15 protein-coding genes are annotated in these 17,848 nt (G+C 72.0%); 12 read left to right on the top strand and 3 right to left on the bottom strand.

Annotation, left to right across the window (positions count from 1 at the left end; translation table 11 throughout):
• Positions 1–141: 141 nt before the first annotated feature.
• Positions 142–669 carry a SixA phosphatase family protein gene (locus ACIRD3_RS39070; RefSeq protein WP_402226539.1) on the top strand — a complete coding sequence of 176 codons (528 nt, stop codon included), beginning with the start codon at positions 142–144 and terminating at the stop codon, positions 667–669.
• A 151-nt stretch (positions 670–820) separates the two neighbouring features.
• On the opposite strand, the gene serB is transcribed toward ACIRD3_RS39070, so the two are convergent.
• On the bottom strand, positions 821–2,083 hold the full coding sequence (gene serB, locus ACIRD3_RS39065) for a phosphoserine phosphatase SerB (protein WP_402226537.1): 1,263 nt from the start codon (positions 2,081–2,083) through the stop codon (positions 821–823).
• Positions 2,084–2,307: 224 nt separating this feature from the next.
• On the opposite strand from serB, the gene ACIRD3_RS39060 reads away from it, so the two are divergent.
• From ACIRD3_RS39060 to ACIRD3_RS39050, 3 genes are all read left to right on the top strand, one after another.
• The gene (locus ACIRD3_RS39060) at positions 2,308–4,902 is read left to right on the top strand and encodes an FHA domain-containing protein (protein ID WP_402226534.1); all 2,595 of its coding nucleotides are present in this window, start codon (positions 2,308–2,310) and stop codon (positions 4,900–4,902) included.
• A 388-nt stretch (positions 4,903–5,290) separates the two neighbouring features.
• Positions 5,291–6,388, top strand: a complete 1,098-nt coding sequence (locus ACIRD3_RS39055) for a GAF domain-containing sensor histidine kinase (RefSeq protein WP_402226583.1) — start codon at positions 5,291–5,293, stop codon at positions 6,386–6,388.
• A complete protein-coding gene (locus tag ACIRD3_RS39050; protein WP_402226531.1) occupies positions 6,381–7,037 on the top strand; it encodes a response regulator in 657 nt (218 codons plus the stop codon). The genes ACIRD3_RS39055 and ACIRD3_RS39050 overlap by 8 nt, the downstream gene beginning before the upstream one ends.
• Before the next feature lie 993 nt (positions 7,038–8,030).
• Here the strand turns inward: ACIRD3_RS39050 and ACIRD3_RS39045 are convergent.
• Positions 8,031–8,834, bottom strand: a complete 804-nt coding sequence (locus ACIRD3_RS39045; RefSeq protein WP_402226529.1) for a hypothetical protein — start codon at positions 8,832–8,834, stop codon at positions 8,031–8,033.
• A gap of 147 nt (positions 8,835–8,981) precedes the next feature.
• Between ACIRD3_RS39045 and ACIRD3_RS39040 the strand changes: the two genes are divergently transcribed.
• From ACIRD3_RS39040 to ACIRD3_RS39010, 7 genes are all read left to right on the top strand, one after another.
• The gene (locus tag ACIRD3_RS39040; protein WP_402226527.1) at positions 8,982–9,773 is read left to right on the top strand and encodes an ABC transporter ATP-binding protein; all 792 of its coding nucleotides are present in this window, start codon (positions 8,982–8,984) and stop codon (positions 9,771–9,773) included.
• Positions 9,774–9,948: 175 nt separating this feature from the next.
• Positions 9,949–10,371 (top strand): NfeD family protein, encoded by a 423-nt coding sequence (locus ACIRD3_RS39035; protein ID WP_402226524.1) that lies wholly within the window; start codon positions 9,949–9,951, stop codon positions 10,369–10,371.
• Between the two features lie 10 nt (positions 10,372–10,381).
• On the top strand, positions 10,382–11,434 hold the full coding sequence (locus ACIRD3_RS39030; protein WP_402226522.1) for an SPFH domain-containing protein: 1,053 nt from the start codon (positions 10,382–10,384) through the stop codon (positions 11,432–11,434).
• 215 nt (positions 11,435–11,649) lie between these two features.
• Positions 11,650–12,408: a sulfite exporter TauE/SafE family protein gene (locus ACIRD3_RS39025; RefSeq protein WP_402226520.1), complete on the top strand. Its 759-nt coding sequence runs from the start codon at positions 11,650–11,652 to the stop codon at positions 12,406–12,408.
• A 140-nt stretch (positions 12,409–12,548) separates the two neighbouring features.
• Positions 12,549–12,728, top strand: coding sequence for a DUF1272 domain-containing protein (locus ACIRD3_RS39020; RefSeq protein WP_402226517.1), 180 nt, complete (start codon positions 12,549–12,551; stop codon positions 12,726–12,728).
• Positions 12,729–12,783: 55 nt separating this feature from the next.
• Positions 12,784–13,089 carry a 4a-hydroxytetrahydrobiopterin dehydratase gene (locus ACIRD3_RS39015; RefSeq protein WP_402226514.1) on the top strand — a complete coding sequence of 102 codons (306 nt, stop codon included), beginning with the start codon at positions 12,784–12,786 and terminating at the stop codon, positions 13,087–13,089.
• Between the two features lie 97 nt (positions 13,090–13,186).
• Positions 13,187–15,223 carry a PQQ-binding-like beta-propeller repeat protein gene (locus ACIRD3_RS39010; protein WP_402226511.1) on the top strand — a complete coding sequence of 679 codons (2,037 nt, stop codon included), beginning with the start codon at positions 13,187–13,189 and terminating at the stop codon, positions 15,221–15,223.
• A gap of 128 nt (positions 15,224–15,351) precedes the next feature.
• Here the strand turns inward: ACIRD3_RS39010 and ACIRD3_RS39005 are convergent, their stop codons facing one another.
• Positions 15,352–15,882, bottom strand: a complete 531-nt coding sequence (locus tag ACIRD3_RS39005) for an HNH endonuclease (RefSeq protein WP_402226509.1) — start codon at positions 15,880–15,882, stop codon at positions 15,352–15,354.
• Positions 15,883–16,175: 293 nt separating this feature from the next.
• On the opposite strand from ACIRD3_RS39005, the gene tyrS reads away from it, so the two are divergent.
• Positions 16,176–17,444 (top strand): tyrosine--tRNA ligase, encoded by a 1,269-nt coding sequence (gene tyrS, locus ACIRD3_RS39000; protein WP_402226581.1) that lies wholly within the window; start codon positions 16,176–16,178, stop codon positions 17,442–17,444.
• Positions 17,445–17,848 lie beyond the last annotated feature (404 nt).

Genomic DNA, 17,848 nt, shown 5'->3' with positions numbered 1-17,848 from the left:
GCCCGTACCGCCGTCCGTACCGCCGTGGGACTCCCGGTGGCGAGCCGGTGAACGGGGCATGATGGCACCCGACACCCCTGGGGGTGGCGGCAACCGGGAGCATCGCGCCACCCGGCGGCTTTTCTGCCAAGCTTGCTGGGTATGAGCGCCGACACGCCCCGCAGGATCATCGTTCTCCGCCATGCCAAGGCCGACTGGCCGAACGGTGTGGACGACCACGAGCGGCCGCTGGCCGACCGGGGCCGCCACCAGGCCCCGGACGCCGGCCGCTGGCTGGTCGACTCCGGCATCAGCCCCGACTACGTGCTCTGCTCCACGGCCCTGCGCACCCGTGAGACCTGGAAGCTGGCGGTGCACGAACTGCCGCGCCGGCCCCTCAAGACCGTGTACGAGGACCGGATCTACGAGGCCAGCCCAGGCGAGATCATCACCGTCCTCCAGGAGACCCCGGATGAGTACGCGGACCTGGTGCTGGTCGGCCACAACCCGGGCGTGCTGGGCCTGACCCAGGTGCTGGCGGGGGACGCGGGCGACCGGGACGCGCTGGAACGGCTGCGGCTCGGCGGCTTCCCGACGGCGGCGATCGCGGTGCTCAGCTTCAGCGGCTCGTGGAAGGGCGTCGAGCCGGGCGTGGCCGAGCTGGTCTCGTACCACACGCCGCAGGACTGACCCCGGAACGTGGGTGAGGGGCGCGCGGACCGATCCGCGCGCCCCTCAAGTACGTCCGCGGGCCGTCCTCAGCGGGCCCTGTTCGGTCGTTCGCCGCTCGGTCGGCCGTTGCCGGGTCGGCCGCCGCTCGTCCGCGGCCGGCCGTCGTCGGCTAGTCGTCCTCGGTCGGGGTGCCGTGCAGGACGTCGGCTGCCTCGACCTCCTCGCGGGTGATGCCCAGCAGGTACAGCACGGTGTCCAGGAACGGCACGTTCACCGCGGTGTCGGCCGCCTCGCGCACCACCGGCTTGGCGTTGAACGCCACCCCGAGCCCGGCCGCGTTCAGCATGTCCAGGTCGTTGGCGCCGTCGCCGATCGCCACCGTCTGCTCCAGCGGCACCTTCGCCTGCTCGGCGAAGCGGGCCAGCCAGCGGGCCTTGCCGGCCCGGTCCACGATCTCGCCGACCACCCGGCCGGTGAACCTGCCGTCCACCACCTCCAGGGTGTTGGCCGCCGCGAAGTCCAGCCCCAGCTGCTCCACCAGGTGGTCGGTGACCTGGGTGAACCCGCCGGACACCACCGCGACCTGGAAGCCCAGGCGTCGCAGGGTGCGGACCAGGGTGCGCGCCCCCGGCGTGAAGCGGACCTCCGCGCGGACCTTCTCGGTCACCGAGGCGTCCAGCCCGGCCAGCAGCGCCACCCGGGCCCGCAGCGACTCGGCGAAGTCCAGCTCACCGCGCATCGCCGCCGCCGTCACCTCGGCGACCTGCTCCTCGCAGCCCGCGTGGGCGGCGAACAGCTCGATCACCTCGTCCTGGATGAGCGTGGAGTCGACGTCCATGACCACCAGGCGCTTGGCCCGGCGCTCCAGCCCCGCCGCGACCACCGCGACGTCCACCCGCTGGGTGGCCGCCTCCTGGGCGAGTTCGGCCCGCAGCTCCTCGGTGGCCACACCGGAGACGGCCAGCTCGACCGCCGTCACCGGGTACTTGGCGAGCCGGAAGACACGGTCGATGTTGCCGCCCGCCGCGGTGATCCGGGAGGTCAGCGCGGAGACGGCGGCGGCGGTCAGCGGGTGGCCGAGCACCGTCACGTGCGAACGGCCCTCGCGGCGCGGCCGGTTGTCGCCGATGCCGGAGATGATCTCGGCCTGGAGCTTCTGCTCGTCCGCCCAGCGGTGGACGGTGGCCCGCAGCCCGCCCTCGGCGCCGGGGGCGGTGGGCGGGGTGACCAGGGCGCACAGCGTGATGCGGCCACGGGTCACGACCTGCTCGATGTCGATGACGTCGACGCCGAATCCGGCCAGCGTCGCGAAGAGGCCGGCGGTGATGCCGGGACGGTCCTTGCCGAACACCTTGACGAGCAGGGTGCGCTCGTCCGCGGTCCGGGGCTGGGCGGCGGGGAGGGGCTCAGCGGCCAGGGGCGATGCGTTCATGGTGCCTCCAACGCTACCCGTCGCCCGGTGGCCCGAGGGCATCCGTCCCACCTCGCGGGACGCCGTCGGTCCGCCGTCCGGTAGCAGGCTGGTCACAGTCACCCGGGGCGACTTTCATCGACGGTCCGCGGGCTGGAATGATTCCCCCCGTCAGTCAGAGGAACATCGCACCCCCGGCCGGGGGCCACAATTCGGGGGAACCGAGAGAGCGGGGCAGGCGAGCAGTGCCGCAACTCGTCATTGAGATCAACGGACAGCAGCGGACTCTGGAGCCCGGGCGGTCCTACACCATCGGGCGCAACCCGCAGTCGGACTTCCCGTTCGACGACGCCAGGGTCTCCTGGCACCACGGGACCATCAGCTTCAACGGCAGCGGTTGGCAGCTGGACGACCACGGCAGCACCAACGGCACGTACGTGGCAGGCGCCCGCACCATGCAGGCGCAGCTGTTCCCCGGAGCGGTCGTCAACCTGGGCAACCCGGAGAACGGCCCCCGGCTCGGCTTCTCCGCACCGGCGCACGCCGCCGCCCCGCAGGCCACCCCGATCCACGAGGCCGCCACCAGCCGCGGCCCGGTGCCGCAGCCCCAGCAGCCGGGCTGGCAGCAGCAGGACCCGTACCAGCAGCCGCAGCAGCAGGCCTGGGCGGGCCAGCCGCAGGCCCAGCAGCCGTTCCCGCAGCAGCAGTACGCGCCGTCGCCCCAGCAGCCTGGCCCGCAGCAGGGCGGCTTCCCGCAGCAGCAGGGCTTCCCGCAGGACCAGGGCTTCCCGCAGCCGCAGCACGGTGGCGGCGGCCCGCAGCCCACCATGATCCGCAACCTGACGTCGGCCATGCGCACCGTCCGGATCGGTCGTGCGCTGGACAACGACATCGTGGTGTCCGACCTCCAGGTCTCCCGCCACCACGCCGAGCTGCGCCAGCTGCCGGACGGCCGCTACGAGATCGTCGACCTCGGCAGCCACAACGGCATCTTCCTCAACGGCCAGCGGGTCCAGCGTCAGCTGATGGGCCCGCAGGACCGGCTGACCGTCGGCCACTCCAGCTTCGTGCTGGTGGGCGACCAGCTGCAGGAGTTCGTCGACACCGGCGCGGTCTCCTTCTCCGCCCGCCACCTGACCGTCGAGGTCGAGCACAAGGGCGCCAAGAAGATCCTGCTCAACGACGTCAGCTTCGGCGTCCCGGAGAAGTCCCTGGTCGCGGTCATCGGCCCGTCCGGCTCCGGCAAGTCCACGCTGCTGCGCGCCCTCACCGGCTACCGCCCGGCCGACCGCGGCGAGGTGCTGTACGACGGGCGCAACCTCTACAAGCAGTTCGCGGAACTCCGCTCGCGCATCGGCCTGGTGCCGCAGTCCGAGATCCTGCACCGCGAGCTCACCGTCCGCTCCGGCCTCAAGTACGCGGCCCGGCTGCGCTTCCCCGGCGACACCGAGGCCAGCGAGCGTGCGGCCCGGATCGACGAGGTGCTCTACGAGCTGCGCCTGGACAAGCGCGCCGACAACAAGATCACCGCGCTCTCCGGCGGTCAGCAGAAGCGCGTCTCGGTCGCGCTTGAGCTGCTCACCAAGCCGTCGCTGATCTTCCTGGACGAGCCCACCTCCGGCCTCGACCCGGGTATGGACCGCGAGGTCATGCAGATGCTGCGCGGCCTCGCCGACGACGGCCGCACCATCCTGGTCGTCACCCACTCGGTGGCCGAACTCGCACTCTGCGACCGGCTGCTGGTGATGGCGCCGGGCGGCTCGGTGGCCTACTTCGGCCCGCCGGACGAGGCGCTGCACTTCTTCGGGTACGAGACCTGGGCGGACGTCTTCCAGGCCTTCGAGAACTACCCGGACCACGACTGGGCCGGCCGCTACCGCGGCTCGGTGCACTACCAGCAGTACTCCGCCCCCACCGTGGAGGCGGGCGAGGTGCAGCACGTGCAGGTGGCCCAGGAGGCCATCAGGCCGCCGAAGCCGCAGAGCTGGGGCTCCCAGCTGTGGACGCTGATGCGGCGCTACATGGCCGTGCTCGCCTCGGACCGCGGCTTCCTGGCACTGTCGGTGCTGCTGCCCGCGGTCATCGGCGCGGTCAGCGTGCTGATCCCGAACGAACCGGGGCTCGCACCCAACCCGAAGACGCAGCTCCATCTCAACAGCGGCGCCGCGACGATCATGCTGATCCTGGCGATCGGCGCCTGCTTCTCCGGGGCGGCCAACTCGGTGCGCGAGTTGATCAAGGAACGGGCGATCTACGAGCGAGAACGAGCCACCGGGCTCTCCCGCTCGGCGTACATGATGTCCAAGATCATCGTGCTGGGCTTCTTCAGCGTGATCCAGGGCGCCATCATCTCCGCCGTCGGCTTCCTGCCGCGCAAGCTGCCCGAGCACGGTCTGATCGTCAAGAACCTGCCGATCATCGAGATGACCATCGGCATGATCCTGCTGAGCTTCGCGGCGATGATGTTCGGCCTGATGATCTCCGCGCTGGTGAAGACCGCCGAGAAGACCATGCCGCTGCTGGTCATGTTCGCCATCGTCCAGGTCGTGTTCACCGGCTGTCTCTTCCAGATCTTCAGCAAGCCCGGTCTCGAGCAGGTCGCCTGGCTGATGCCGGCCCGCTGGGGCACCGGCATCGTCTCCACCACGCTCGACCTCTCCAAGCTCATGGGCCCCTGGAACAAGGACTTCCAGAACCCCAAGTACGACCCGCTCTGGGACCACTCGGTGGCCCAGTGGGCGATCGACGCGGGCGTGCTGATCGTGATCTCGGTCCTGATCGGCATCCTCGTCACCCGGCTCCAGCGCCGGCACGAGCCCGAGGTCATGCAGAAGGGCTGAGCCCTTCCCGACCGCCTGGGGGCGGCCTTCCCGAACGGGAAGGCCGCCCTTTCGTCATGCGCCCGCTCGCCTCCGCGCGCTCCGGTCCGGTGCCGAGGTCGGCGCTCCGAGGCTGCTCCCCCCGGGACCTCCGGCCGGGGGGGCGCGGCCCAGCTCGGGGTCCCCCGCTCGCGCCCCTGGGTCCGGAGCCAAGGAGCATGGGCCCAGCGGCCTAGGTCCGCAGGCCTGCGTCCCGCGCGGCCGGAGGCGGACGCGACCGCCACGGGCGCGGCGGTAGTTTGGCGGTATGCCCAGCACCACCGGAGACCACCGGACCCACCCGGGCCCGCTGCCCGCCTGCGACCCCTGCCTGTCCGGGATCGAGGCCGTCAGCCAGGCACTCCTCGCCATGAGCCGGCACCTGGAGGTCCGCGAGGTGCTGCGCCGCATCACCGCCTCCGCCCGGGAGCTGCTCGGCGCCGAGTACGCGGCCCTCGGCGTGCCCGACGACCACGGAGGCTTCGCCCAGTTCGTGGTCGACGGCGTCACTGACGAGCAGTGGCGGGCGATCGGCCCACTGCCCCGTCAGCACGGCGTGCTCGCCGCGATGCTGCACGAGACCGGCCCGACCCGCCTTGCCGACGTCCGCCGGGCTCCCGCCTTCGGCGGCTGGCCCTCCGCCCACCCAGAGATGGACGCCTTCCTCGGCATGCCGATCCTGGACAGTGACGCCGCCGAGGACGAGTCGCAGGTGATGGGCGTCATCTTCCTCGCCAACAAGCGCGGCGGCGGCTTGTTCACCGACCACGACGAGGAGCTGCTGCGGATCCTCGCCGCGCACGCTGCCCTCGCCCTCTCCAACGCCCGGCTGTACGAGCGCAGCCGCGAGCTCACCCTGGCCGGCGAGCGCGCCCGGATCGCCCATGACCTGCACGACGCCGTCTCGCAGAAGCTCTTCTCGCTCCGACTCACCGCCAAGGCCGCCGCGAAGCTCGTCGACCGCGATCCGGCCCGGGCCCGGGCCGAGCTTGCCGAGGTGGCCCGGCTGGCCGCCGAGGCCGCCGACGAACTGCGTGCCGTCGTGGTGGAACTGCGGCCCGCCGCGCTGGAGGAGGACGGGCTGAGCGCCACGCTCGCCTCCCAGGTGCAGGTGCTGGACCGCGCGCACACCGCCGACGTCGCCTTCGCGGCAGACGGGGTGCGCGCCCTGCCGCCCGCCCAGGAGGCCGCGCTGCTGCGGGTCGCCCAGGAGGCGCTGCACAACGCGCTCCGCCACTCCGGCGCCGACCGGGTCACCGTCACCCTCGCCGGAACGCCCGGGCGGGGCGCCGTACTGCGAGTGCGTGACGACGGGCGCGGCTTCGACCCAGAATCCGTCCGCCGGGCCGGCCGCCACCTCGGCCTGGCCTCGATGCGCGACCGCGCAGCCGCCGTCGGCGGCACGCTCACCCTGGAGTCGGCCCCCGGCCGGGGGACGCTCGTCGAGATGGAGGTCCCCGGTGCCTGAGAACACACCGTCGATCCGCGTCCTGCTGGTCGACGACCACCAGGTGGTCCGGCGCGGGCTGCGCACCTTCCTGGAGGTCCAGGACGACATCGAGGTGGTGGGGGAGGCCGCCGACGGGGCCGAGGGCGTCGAGCGGGCCCGCGCACTCGACCCCGACGTCGTCCTGATGGACCTCAAGATGCCCGGCGTCGACGGGATCGAGGCGCTGCGCACGCTCAAGGGCGAGGGCAGCCGGGCCCGGATCCTGATCGTCACCAGCTTCACCGAGCACCGCACGATGGTCCCCGCCCTGCGGGCCGGCGCCGCCGGGTACGTCTACAAGGACGTGGACCCGGAAGCGCTGGCCGGGGCGATCCGCTCGGTGCACGCCGGCCATGTGCTGCTCCAGCCGGAACTGGCCGAGGCCCTGCTCTCCGACGAGGGCCCGCGCGCGCCGCAGGGCCGCGGCGGCACCCTCACCGAGCGCGAGCGCGAGGTGCTCGGCCACATCGCCGACGGCCGCTCCAACCGGGAGATCGCGCGCAGCCTGCACCTTTCGGAGAAGACGGTGAAGACCCACGTCTCCAACATCCTGATGAAGCTGGACCTCGCGGATCGCACCCAGGCCGCGCTCTGGGCCGTCCGGAACGGGGAGGCTCGCACGGAGTAGTGCGCTGGGGGCGCCGGTTGGTGGTGCGCGCGCTGTGCCGTTCGGCAGGTATTCAGGGCGAACAGGCGGTAGACAGGGCTTCCGCCTGTGCAATTCGGCAGGGTCGCCCTGAATTGTGGTGATGCGCTGTCAGTCGGATGTGCCACGGTGGGCGACCACACCGATCCCAGGGAGGGCCGGATGAACGCGTCGTGCCGTGAGTACGGGCCCGTTGTAGTCGCCAGCGAGCTGGAGCTGACGTACCGCTTGTCGGACGGGCCCGCAGGTCCTGACCCTGTGTCGCGGCGCGCGGCCCGGGAGCCGAGCGGGTCCTCGGGCAGGGGAGCCGACATCTCCCGGCCGGCGGCCGTCGACCGCGCGGCGCGGTCGGCCCGCGAGGCGGTTCTGGATCGGGACAGCTACGGTCCTGAGCTCTTGAGGCGAAGGCTTCTCCTGCGGCGCTGGCAGTTCGACCTGGCCCGCGAGCGCGGACTGATCCCTGAGCCTGACCTCGCCGGCGGCAGCTGGTCGGCGGCCGCCGAGGGAGAGCTGCGATCCCGCGCCGCCGAGATCATCCTGGCGGTGGGCGCCGCGCCGTCCGTGGGAGCGGTCAAGGCGGCAACGGTCCTGGAGCACGCCACCGGCCTTCCGGTGATCGCGGAGGACGTCCGGCGACTGGCCGAGGCAGGGGTCCTGCAGCCCTGCGCGGGCTTTCGAGGGTGGCCGACGTACAGCCGGGAGGCCTTGGCCGCAGTTCGGCACGACGCGATCGAACAGACAGTCATCGACCGCCTGCGCCGGGCAGAGGTTCGCGCACGGGCCGCGGCCGAGGCATTGCGACGTCGCCTCGCCGAGAGCTTTTCGGCCGAAGAGGCGGCGGAGGCGCTGGGGTGGTCCCTCCGCCGCCTGGCGGCGGTCACGGCCGACGGGGCTCTGGCAGTAGGACCGGACGGCCGTTACGAGCGAGCCGAAGTGGTGGCGCTCGCCTCCGCCGACCCGTGGTGCCGGAGCACGTCAGCGTTCGTCGCGCTCGTCGACGAGAGCGTTGTAGGCGGCCACCTGAGCGCGCCGTGCGGTGCGGTGCAGCGGAGCCAGGACGGACCGCCGAGCGGCCATCTCGGAGGCGCTGACGGCCGAACCGTGGCCACCGGAAGCGATCGACAGCAGGGCGGACACCTGGCGGGCCGACTCGAGCACGCGGACGGCGCGGGGCGGGTAGCCGGGGGCGAGCAGCTCGGCGTGCCCACGCCGACGGTAGGCCTCCAGGGCACGCAGAGCCTCCGGCCCGGCACCGGCGACATCAAGCCGACTGAGCAGGGCGGTCGCCTCGCGCAGCCCGTCGGCCAGCTCACGCTCGGCCTCGTGCAGCGACGGTACGTCCGCAGGCGGTGTGTCGTTGACCTCGGAGCAGCGCCAAAGCACGGTTGCCACACGGTCACCGGCCGGGCCGTGCACCTCAACCTCGGGCACGAGCCCCAGCGGGACACCCACTGCCAGGACGGCCTCGCCCGCGCTCATGGCGCGTTCGTTGAAGGCTGCCGGGCCGGTCAGGCCCAGGGGATGCCCGGCCGAGGGCAACGCCAGCCGTAGACCCCTTACGCCCAGCACCCGGAGTCGGCCCAGGGCCCAGGTGAGCCCGTGCTGCTCGCCCGGCTCGTCTCCGGGCAGGCCGGTCACCCGGTGGCTCTCGTCGGAGCCCAGCACGGCCTCGGCGGCGTTGTCGGGCGGCACCAGGCCCGTCAGCAGGGCGTTGCCCCAGGCGGCCAGGCGCCCCGAACGGGGCTCTTCGTACGGATTGTCGGCAGGAGTCGCGAGCATCCGGCCAGCCTACGGAATCGGCGGTCATCCGCGTGGCGTAGGTTTGCCCATGCGCGTGCGGCGCACCCACCCGTGCCCACCGGCTGCCGGAGTAGGCGTGCCGCCCGCACCGACGGCCGAGAATCTTGTTTTGGGGAAGGCGTAGGCATGAGCGACGTGCTGGAGCTGGTGGACGTATCCGTGGTCCGGGAGGGGCGCGCGCTGGTCGACCAGGTCTCGTGGTCCATCTCCGAGGGTGAGCGCTGGGTCATCCTGGGGCCGAACGGCGCCGGCAAGACCACCCTGCTGCAGATCGCGTCCTCGTACCTGTTCCCGACCTCGGGCAAGGTCACCGTGCTGGGCGAGAAGCTGGGCGAGATCGACGTCTTCGAACTGCGCTCCCGGATCGGCCTGGCCGGCGCCGCCATGTTCGACAAGCTGCCGGCCGAGCAGACCGTGCTGCAGACCGTGCTCACCGCCGCGTACGGCATGACGGTCAGCTGGCAGGAGTCCTACGAGCAGTCGGACGAGAGCCGCGCGCTCGCGCTGCTCGACCGTCTCGGCATGGCAGGCCTCACCGACCGCAAGTTCGGCACCCTCTCCGAGGGCGAGCGCAAGCGCACCCTGATCGCCCGCGCCCTGATGACCGACCCCGAGCTGCTGCTGCTCGACGAGCCCGCGGCCGGCCTGGACCTCGGCGGCCGCGAGGACCTGGTCCGCCGGCTCGGCGCGCTCGCGCAGGACGAGTTCGCGCCGGCCATGGCGATGGTCACCCACCACGTCGAGGAGATCGCTCCGGGCTTCACCCACGTCCTGATGATCCGCCAGGGCAAGGTGCTCACGGCCGGCCCGATCGACACCGAGCTGACCGCCCGCAACCTCTCCAAGTGCTTCGGCCTGCCGCTCACCCTGGAGCGGCACGGCGACCGCTGGTCGGCCCAGGGCCTGCCGCTGGGCTGAGGCCCCGTCGGCTGCTCCCCGGCCCGTCCAGGCACTCCCCGTCCACCGCATCTCCACCACGCCTCGGCCCGTCCTTCGGAAGGCCCCGGGAACCGGTCGCACGTGCGACCGGTTTCCGCCCCTCGACCTGCGGGAACTGTCCGCCTCGAAGGCCTTCGCTCCCTAGGATGGACGTGTGGACAGCTGGATCTGGTGGCTCCTGGCCGCCGCAGGGCTCGGCATACCGCTGGTACTCACCGCGATGCCGGAGTTCGCCATGTTCGCGGTCGGAGCGCTGGCCGCGGCGGGTGTGGCCGGACTGGGCGGGGGAGTGGTCCTGGAGACCCTGACCTTCATCGTGGTGTCGGTCGCACTGGTGGTCTTCGTGCGTCCCATCGCCTACCGGCAGCTGCAGAAGGGCCCGCAGGTCAAGATGGGCATCGAGGCGCTGCACGGCGCCACCGCGGTCGTCGCGGAAACCGTCGACGGGGAGGGCGGACGGATCAAGCTGAACGGCGAGATCTGGTCGGCCCGCGCGCTCCACCCGGAGCAGGTGTACCAGCCCGGGCAGCAGGTCGACGTCGTCGAAATCCAGGGCGCGACCGCCCTGGTCGTCTAGGGGAGAGTCCGTGGAACCCGTCCTTATCGTCCTGGTCGTCCTGGTCGTGGTGGCCTTCATCGCGCTGATCAAGACGATTCAGGTCATCCCGCAGGCCAGTGCGGCGATCGTGGAGCGCTTCGGCCGCTACACCCGGACGCTCAACGCAGGGCTGAACATCGTCGTCCCGTTCATCGACCGGGTCCGCAACCGGATCGACCTGCGCGAGCAGGTCGTGCCGTTCCCGCCGCAGCCGGTGATCACCCAGGACAACCTGGTGGTCAACATCGACACTGTCATCTACTACCAGGTCACCGACCCCCGCGCGGCCACCTACGAGGTCGCCAGCTACATCCAGGCGATCGAGCAGCTGACCGTCACCACGCTGCGCAACATCATCGGCTCGATGGACCTGGAGTCCACCCTGACCTCGCGCGAGGTCATCAACGCCGGCCTGCGCGGCGTCCTGGACGAGGCCACCGGCAAGTGGGGCATCCGGGTCAACCGCGTCGAGCTGAAGGCGATCGAGCCGCCGACCTCCATTCAGGACTCGATGGAGAAGCAGATGCGCGCCGACCGGGACAAGCGCGCCGCGATCCTCACGGCCGAGGGTCAGCGCCAGGCGCAGATCCTCAAGGCCGAGGGTGAGAAGCAGGCCGATGTGCTCCGGGCCGAGGGTGAGGCGCAGGCCGCGGTGCTGCGCGCCGACGGTGAGGCCGCCGCGATCCGGACGGTCTTCGAGGCCATCCACGACGGCGACGCCGACCAGAAGCTGCTGGCCTACCAGTACCTGCAGACCCTGCCCGAGCTGGCCAAGGGCGACTCCAACAAGCTCTGGATCATTCCCAGCGAGGTCGGCGACGCGCTCAAGGGCCTCGGCGGCGCCTTCACCGGCCTGACCGGCAACGGCGGTGGCGTCAACGGTGGCGCGGTCGCGGCGCCCAGCGTCGCGCAGGCGGCTCCGGCGGCCACCCAGGTGCCGATCGACCCGGCCTCCGGGCCGCGGCCGGTGGACACCGACAAGGGCGCCGCCCGCCCCCGGGTGGACCCGACGCGGGAGTACCCCAAGATCGACCCGGAGTGAATCGACCCGCAGTGGATCGACCCGGAGTGAGTGGCTGAGCCGTGCTTCGCCGAGGGCCCGCCGCCGTACGCCTCCCGTACGGCGGCGGGCCCTCGGGCTTTCCGGTCGTGCGAGGGGGCGGTGTGGCGTACGTCCCGAATGGTGGGCGGGCCTGGTCCGGCGGGAGGGCGGTCCGGCATGATCCCCTCGGACAGGACCGAGAGGAGAAGTGACCCGTGACGCTCTGGGAGGCGCTCGCCGTCTTGGTGGCCGGGGTCGGGGCCGGGATGATCAATGTGATCGTCGGATCCGGGACCCTGATCACCTTCCCCGTCCTGCTCGCCGTCGGCATCCCGCCGGTCACCGCCAACGTCTCCAACTCCTTCGGCTTGGTACCCGGTTCGCTCAGCGGAGTGATCGGCTACCGCCGCGAGCTGGCCGACCAGGGCCGCCGGGTGCTGCGCCTGGGCTCCGCCTCGCTGCTCGGCGGACTGGTCGGCGCACTGCTGCTGATCAAGCTGCCCAGCGGGGCCTTCGACGCGATCGTCCCGGTGCTGATCCTGCTCGCGCTCGTCCTGGTGGTCGTCCAGCCCCGGGTGGCCAAGGCCGTCGCCGCCCGCCGCCGGCCCGGCGGCGACCCGGACGGCAGCCCGGTGCTGCTGGCCGGGGTGTTCCTCACCGGTATCTACGGCGGGTACTTCGGCGCCGCGCAGGGCGTCCTGCTGATGGCGCTGATGGGCATGCTGCTGCAGGAGGACCTGCAGCGGATCAACGCGGTGAAGAACGCTCTTGCGATGATCGTCAACGGTGTCGCCGCGCTGTTCTTCCTGTTCACCTCGACCGTGAACTGGGCTGCGGCCGGGCTGATCGCGGTGGGCTCGCTGGTCGGCGGTCTGGTCGGCGCCAAGGTCGGACGCCGCCTGTCCCCGGTCGTGCTGCGTGGGGTGATCGTGGTGGTCGGCCTCGCGGCCGTCGCCAAGCTGCTGGCGGGGTGAGCGGCCGTCAGGGCGAGGGGGCGTCAGCTCACCGGACCCTGACCTGGGGCCGTAGGACCATGAGGTCGTAAGGCTGTGGGGCCGTGCGGGATTCGTGGGAAAGTTCGTATGACAGTGGTATGAGACCGGAGGAGTGCGAGATGGCCCTGGAGATGCGCGAGACCTGCGAGCGCTGCGCGGTGTCGCTGACCGCTGACGGCCCCGCCTCGATATGTTCCTACGAGTGCACCTTCTGCCCGGACTGTACTGACACCATGGCCGCCACCTGCCCCAACTGCGGCGGCGAGCTGGTCACCCGTCCGCGCCGGAAGGTCGCCTGATCCCGGTACCCACGACCGGGAGCCCCCGGACCGACGACGCACCAGGAGCGCAGCGATGAGCAGCAGGGCACGGCTGAGCGAGGACGAGATCACGGCGGCCCTGGCGGAGCTGCCGCACTGGACCCGGGACGGCGGGAGCATCGTCCGCACCGCCGACGCCCCGGACTTCCCGGCCGGGATCCGGGTGGTCGTCGCCGTCGCCGAGCAGGCGGAGGCGCTCGACCACCACCCCGACATGGACATCCGCTGGCGCACCCTGCGCTTCGTCCTCTCCACTCACAGTGCCGGCGGCCTCACCGGGCTGGACTTCACCATGGCCGCCCGCATCGACGAGGCCCTGCGCGCCGAGTCCGCGGGCTGAACCTCAGGGGCTGAGGGCCCGGGTCGTCCCTCTGGACGGGCGTGAGATGCTGACTGCCGCAATCGGCAGGCTGGCAAGGCCCGGGAGGGACGGAACGATGGCGCAGGAGCCCTTCGGAGACGCCCACGCCGGGCAGCAGCCGTGGTACCCGCAAGGTCAACCGGTTCAGGGCCAGCCGGTTCAGGGCCAGGGGGAGGCGGACTGGCAGGGCGGCGGGTACTACGACGAGCAGCCGCACTGGCAGTCGCAGACGGGCTACGGCCAGGCCGGGTACGGGCAGCAGTCGGGCTACGACCAAGCTGGGTACGGCCAAGCCGGCTACGACCCGGCGGGTTACGGGCAGCACCCGCAGTACGACCAAGGCGGCCACGGGCAGACCGGCTACGTCGAGGGTGGTTACGCACAGGGGCCGTACGACGCCGGACAGCGGTACCAGCCGCTCCCGGAGTACGCGCAGTACCCGCAGTACCCGCAGTCCCAGCCGTACTCCGACCACGCGCAGCAGCACTACGCGCCGCCGTACGCCGTCCCGCAGGAGCCGGCCGGGGAGGGGCTGTACGTCCCGGCGGGCGCGGAGTACTCGGCCGACGGCTACGTGCACCTCGACGAGGCCGAGCAGGAGCCGGAGGCGTCGGTGGCCGGAGCGGAGAAGGCACCGGAGGTAGCTCCGGAGACCTCGGCCGGGCCCGCCGGGCGCTCCCGGGCCGCCACCCGCCGGGGCGGTGACGGTGGCTCTGGCGCGGACACCGGCTCCGGCGCCGCCTCCGGCTCGTCGTTTTCGGCCAAGGCCCGCAAGGCCGCCGGTGCGGTGCTGACCGGTGAGCACGTGCCCAGCCGGAGGGCCCTGCTGGTGCGGGCCGGCGCCGGGGTGGCCGCGTTGGGGGTGCTGGTGGCGGCCGGGTTGATGGTCGGTGCCGAGGGCGGTGGCGGCAGCGCGGCCGCGAGCAGTGGCGGCGAGCCGGGGTTCACGGTGGCGCACACCCGGGCGTGGTCCGCCCAGCCCGTCGCGGCCGGGCAGCCCGCGGGTGACGACACGCTGGTGGGCAGTTGGCTGCTGGCGGACGCCGTGGTCCGGGCCGACGGTTCCGGGGTGCACGCGTACGACCGCGCCGGCGGCAAGCCGACGTGGTCCGTGGAGCCGCCGGCCGCCGGGGCCGTCCCGTGCGGGCTGTCGGCGGGCGTGAACGGGGCGGGTCTGGGCGCGGCGCTGTTCCGTCCGCAGGCCGATCCGAAGAGCCCCTGCGCGCTGGTGGCCGTCGTGGACACCAAGACCGGCAAGACGGCGTGGACCAAGACCCTGTCGGACGCCAAGGGCACCTACTCCGCGCGGATCGGCGTGACCGAGGACAAGGTGGTCGCGATCGGCGACGACCGCGCGGTGGCGTGGGAGTCGGCCGATGGCAAGGACGTCTGGCAGTACACGGGGCAGGGAAAGTTCTGCACCCTCTCCGGCGGTGTCAGCGGCAAGACCGTGCTGGTGGCCTCCACCTGCGCGGACTCGACGCCCGCCGACCAGGCCGTCGCGCTGAACACCGCGGACGGCAAGGTCAGCTGGTGGCGCGGCCTGAACAACCAGCCGAAGACGGTGACCGTGCTGTCCGCCGAGCCGGCCGTGGTCCTCACCACCGGCGACAAGGTGGCGAACGACCGGGTGTTCGCCTGGGGCCCGGCCGGTGACCCGGCCGCCGAGATCCCGGTGGTCACGGACGGCGGCCGGCTGGACGTCGCCCACGGCACCTTCGCGGCCACGCCCGAGGTGTTCTTCGACGGCCGCACCATGGTCACCACCCTGACCCCGGTGAACGGCGCCGGCCCCGCGGCCGCGGTCGGTTACGACCTGGACACCGGCAAGCAGCGCTGGAAGGTCCCGACCGCCGCCAAGGGCACCGTCCGGGCTGTCGGCATCGACGGAGGCTCGATGGTGCTCGCCACCGACGAACGCCGCGACCAGCCCGCCCACCTCAACCGGTTCCCGCTGGCGGGCGGCCAGGAGGCGACCGGTGGCAACTTCCCGCCGGGGACCGGCTCGCTGCTGCTCTCCGGGCGGGTGCTGATCGGCGGTGGGCAGGTGGTCGTGGTGCCCGAGCACTCGACGAACTACGGCACGGCGGCCGGGTACCAGGCGAAGGGCTGAGCGCCCGCTCCCCGCGTCGGTGTGTCGGCTGACCGGTCCGAGGCGGCTGTCCGGCCGGGGTGGGTGCCCGACCGGGGTGGCTGCCCGACCGGGCGGCGACGGAGGACGGCCGGGACCCGTCCCGGCGGCTACGCGGCTGTCACGGGCAGGCCCGTCACGGGCGGCAGCCAGTCGGCGAGCTCCCTCGCCTCCGAGCCGCGCAGGCCGAGCGCCAGCATGAGGCTGGCCTGCGGGGTCGGCACGAACGGGCGACGCAGCAGCTTCATCCCGGCCTGCTCCGGTGTCCGGTCCGCCTTGCGCTGGTTGTCCTCCGCGCACGCGGCCACGGTGTTCAGCCAGCTGTCCGCACCACCGCGCGACTTGGGGTGCAGGTGGTCCACCGTCGTGGCCCGCCGCCCGCAGTACGCGCACAGGTGCTGGTCCCGGGCCAGCACTCCCCGCCGCGACCACGGAGCCTGTTGTCGGAACGGCACCCGGACGTAGCGTTGCAGCCTGATCACTCTCGGGACCGGGACGGCGACGCCCGTCCCCCTGATCGAGCGCAGCGGATGCGCCTGCTCCACCACCGCCTTGTCCTGGAGCACCAGGACGACGGCGCGCTGGAGCGACACCGTCGCCAGGGGCTCGTAGCTCGCGTTCAGAACCAGCGTGTTGCGCACTCGGCACACCCTTCCCACGGGCGTGCCACGGCGGCACGACCGTCTCCACACACGTCACTGCCGCCGCACGGCGGTGACACCACTCTGAATGGGCACACAGCCGACGAACAACGGAATTTCCGGTATCGCCGAGGGGCCCCCGGGGGAGTGCGTCGGGGCCCGGTGGTGCGCCTCGGGGAAAACTCGCTGGCCGGAACCGCGTAGGCTCTAACAGGCTGGAGTCGCACCGACCCGGGGCCCGACCGAATCGGGCCGCCACCGGGAGGGCGCCCGATAGAAGGAGAAGCGTGACCGTGACGGACATCGTCGACGAGCTGCGGTGGCGTGGGCTGATCGCCCTGTCCACCGACGAGGACGCACTGCGCAAGGCGTTCGCGGACGGCCCGGTCACGTTCTATTGCGGCTTCGACCCGACGGCCCCCAGTCTGCACCTGGGCAACCTGGTGCAGATCCTCACCATGCGCCGCATCCAGCAGGCGGGGAACCTCCCGCTCGGCCTGGTCGGCGGCGCCACGGGCCTGATCGGCGACCCGAAGCCCACCGCCGAGCGCGTGCTCAACGACCCCGAGACCGTGGCCGGCTGGGTGGAGCGCCTGCGCGGCCAGATCGCGCGCTTCCTGGACTTCGAGGGCCCGTACGCGGCGCGCATGGTCAACAACCTGGACTGGACGTCCGGGATGTCGGCGATCAGCCTGCTGCGTGACGTGGGCAAGTACTTCCGGGTCAACAACATGATCGCCAAGGAGGCCGTCGCCCGACGGCTCAACTCCGACGCGGGTATCAGCTACACCGAGTTCAGCTACCAGATCCTCCAGGGCATGGACTACCTGGAGCTGAACCGCCGCTACGGCTGCAGCCTGCAGACCGGTGGCAGCGACCAGTGGGGCAACCTGACCGCCGGCACGGACCTGGTCCGCAAGGCCGACGGCAAGTCCGTCCACGCGCTGGCCACGCCGCTGATCGTCAAGGCCGACGGCACCAAGTTCGGCAAGACCGAGTCCGGCACGGTCTGGCTCGACCCCGAGCTCACCACCCCGTACGCCTTCTACCAGTTCTGGCTGAACGCGGACGACCGGGACGTCTCCAACTTCCTGCGGATCTTCAGCTTCCGCCCGAAGGAGGAGATCGAGGAGCTGGAGCGCGAGACCGCCGAGCGCCCCGCCGCCCGCCTCGCCCAGCGCGCCCTAGCCGAGGAGCTCACCACCCTCGTCCACGGCGCCGAGCAGTACGAGCGCGCGGTCGCCGCGTCCAAGGCACTGTTCGGCCAGGGTGACCTCGCCGACCTGGAGGCCCCGACCATGGCCGCCGCCCTGGCCGAGGTCCCGAAGGCCGAGGTGGCCGAACTCCAGCCGGTGGTCGACCTGTTGGTCGCCGTCGGTCTGGCGCCGAGCCGCTCGGCCGCCCGCCGGACGATCAAGGAGGGCGGTGCCTACCTCAACAACGTCAAGGTGACGGACGAGGAGGCGGTGCCGACCGAGGCCGACCTGCTGCACGGCCGCTGGCTGGTGCTGCGGCGCGGCAAGCGGAACCTGGCAGCTGCGGAGCTGGTCTCCGCCGACTGACCCCTGGCTGAAAGCGCACCCGCTCTGAGCTGCGGCTTCGAGCACCGAGGGCCGGATCTGGACAGATCCGGCCCTCGGTGTTTGACGATGTCCTCCGGGTGGCCTAGTGTTGAACGAGTCGCTGGAGCGGCCACCCCACTCAGCAAGACCCACCCTCACTCTCCTCAACCCATTCAGTTGGGTTGGTTGGCGTTGCGTCAACCGGGTGTGAGCGTGAATTTCGAGTAACTCTCGGAATGCGCTAACGTGGTGGTCGTCGCGGAAAGCGGCCCGGCCAGTTCGGAAAATCGGATGAATGAAACTCCGGGAAAACGGAGCGGAAAACATCTGATAAGCTGGAAACACGAAAGAACGAAGCCCGGAGGGCCCGCTGGAAGGCGGTCCGAAGGAAGCGTCCGTTCCTT

Source organism: Kitasatospora sp. NPDC093550 (assembly GCF_044764985.1).
Lineage (GTDB): Bacteria > Actinomycetota > Actinomycetes > Streptomycetales > Streptomycetaceae > Kitasatospora.
The sequence above is the reverse complement of the archived record's forward strand: the minus strand, read 5'-3'. Positions and strand labels throughout refer to the sequence as shown.